We start from the raw sequence: 1,841 nt of genomic DNA on the forward strand, positions 1-1,841 counted from the left end.
CGTCAGAAGTCAGCAGAGGTCATAGTATTAGTTGGTCTAGAACAACTAAGAAGGACCGAACAATTAAGAGAGAATAGTCCTTGGCATTCAGTGAGTCATGATGAACACAGAAAACGTAGTACCTCACTTGAGGGAGGAAGCGGTGAATCCCGTGGGAGACCTCTTGGAGGGTGGAGTGACCACTGGCATAAAGAGAACAGCTATTCACGGAAGTTATAAAGACTTGCGTCAATTATCTTAATTGAACCGCCGTATACGGAACCGTACGTACGGTGGTGTGAGAGGACGGGAGTTAATCGCTCCCTCCTACTCGATTTGGAGGGAAAGTTGTGAAGCAAAACAAATCCAGTATGACCGCGTTGATTTCAGCTTTTTCTCGGGCGTATCACAGTCAGAATGATTTACCAATCATTTTTGATGATTTCCTTGCTAAAGATCTCCTATCCCAAAAAGAGTTATCAGACATTAAGAAAAATATGATTAATAGTATACAATTCTTCAACAAGGACATAGCAGAAAAATTTAAAGACCAACCAGATGAAATTTTAAAATGGATTACTCAAGTACAGCTCTCACCTACTCCACTTGCTCGAGCCGCCTTTTGTGAACAAGTATTACTCAATGAAGTCAATTTAGGGTTAGAGCAATATGTGATTCTTGGAGCCGGTTATGATACGTTTTGTTTTCGCCATCTTGAACTAGAAAATAAACTTGAAATATTCGAGCTAGATCATCCATCTACTCAGGAATTAAAGAGAAAAAGAATAACTGATGCAGGCTGGGAAATCCCAAATCATCTCCATTTTGTTCCCATGGATTTTACCAAAAATTTCATTTATCAAAGGCTTAAGGAAAACGGATTTGATGAGAACAAAAAAACATTTATTAGCCTATTAGGTGTTACGTATTATCTAACAAAAGAAGAAAATATAAATTTAATCAAAAACTTATTTGCCAAAGTCCCATCGGGGAGCTCGATTGTATTTGACTATGCCGATGAAACATTGTTTGAAGAAAAGGGAAAGTCTAATCGAGTTGAAAATATGGTAAAGTTGGCTTTTGCAAGTAGAGAACCAATGAAGTCAAGTTTTGCTTATCATGAACTTGAAAGTATTTTGGAACAATCAGGGTTACTCATTTTCGAACACTTATCACCGACGATGATAAACAATCTTTACTTTCAAAATAGGACGGATTATCTTTCTGCTTTCGAGACCATTCATTATATCCACGCCGTTAAAAGATAATATTCATATATTAAATCCTCTTAAATAAGAGGATTTGACTGTCGACAAACCCCAACTCAAATGCTTCATTTGAGTTGGGATTTGTCTTTTTTTGCTCATCATTTTCTAAGATTCTTATCTTATTTAGGCTGGACATGGTCTTTTCCATGTCCAGTTTGCCATTTTCTTTAAGTTCATGGCAGCAAAAGTAAGCATCGCTTGCATGGACAATTTTCCCAGTCCCCGAAGGGTTGTCCATCGCATGCCATGCTTCTCTTTTCCATCGGCAAAGACTCGTTCAATCGTTTCTTTGCGCTTCTCATATATGTTTTTATTGATCTCTGTATGCCTTAAATGATCCGCTTCTTCCACATAATGTTCCCAAATGTGGCGATGAATGAATTTGATATGATCTTTATTTTGGGTACACTTTTCTAAGAACGGGCACGTTTTACATATTTCCGGATTAGAAGCGTACTGTCGATATCCTTCTCTTGTCGTGGTTCGGTATTCAAGAATTTGGTTGTTTGGGCAGATATAACAATCATAATGCTCATCGTATACATATTCATACTTTTTAAAGAAACCCTCCTTTGTTCTAGGCCTTGTATATGG

Annotated in this window: 3 protein-coding genes; 2 read left to right on the forward strand and 1 reads right to left on the reverse strand. The window is 37.6% G+C overall.

Going from position 1 to position 1,841, the window contains the following annotated elements; all coding sequences use genetic code 11:
- Both AC3ASS_RS14080 and AC3ASS_RS14085 read left to right on the forward strand, forming a co-directional pair.
- Positions 1-219 (forward strand): hypothetical protein (locus AC3ASS_RS14080; protein ID WP_488284098.1); only part of this gene is annotated, 219 nt, incomplete at its 5' end.
- A 110-nt stretch (positions 220-329) separates the two neighbouring features.
- Complete coding sequence (locus AC3ASS_RS14085; RefSeq protein ID WP_263062428.1) at positions 330-1,247, forward strand: class I SAM-dependent methyltransferase; 918 nt, start codon at positions 330-332, stop codon at positions 1,245-1,247.
- 123 nt (positions 1,248-1,370) lie between these two features.
- Here the strand turns inward: AC3ASS_RS14085 and AC3ASS_RS14090 are convergent.
- The coding region (locus AC3ASS_RS14090) for a transposase (RefSeq protein WP_488284137.1) at positions 1,371-1,841 on the reverse strand (471 nt) is incomplete at its 5' end.

The organism is Bacillus sp. JST-5 (assembly GCF_057747715.1).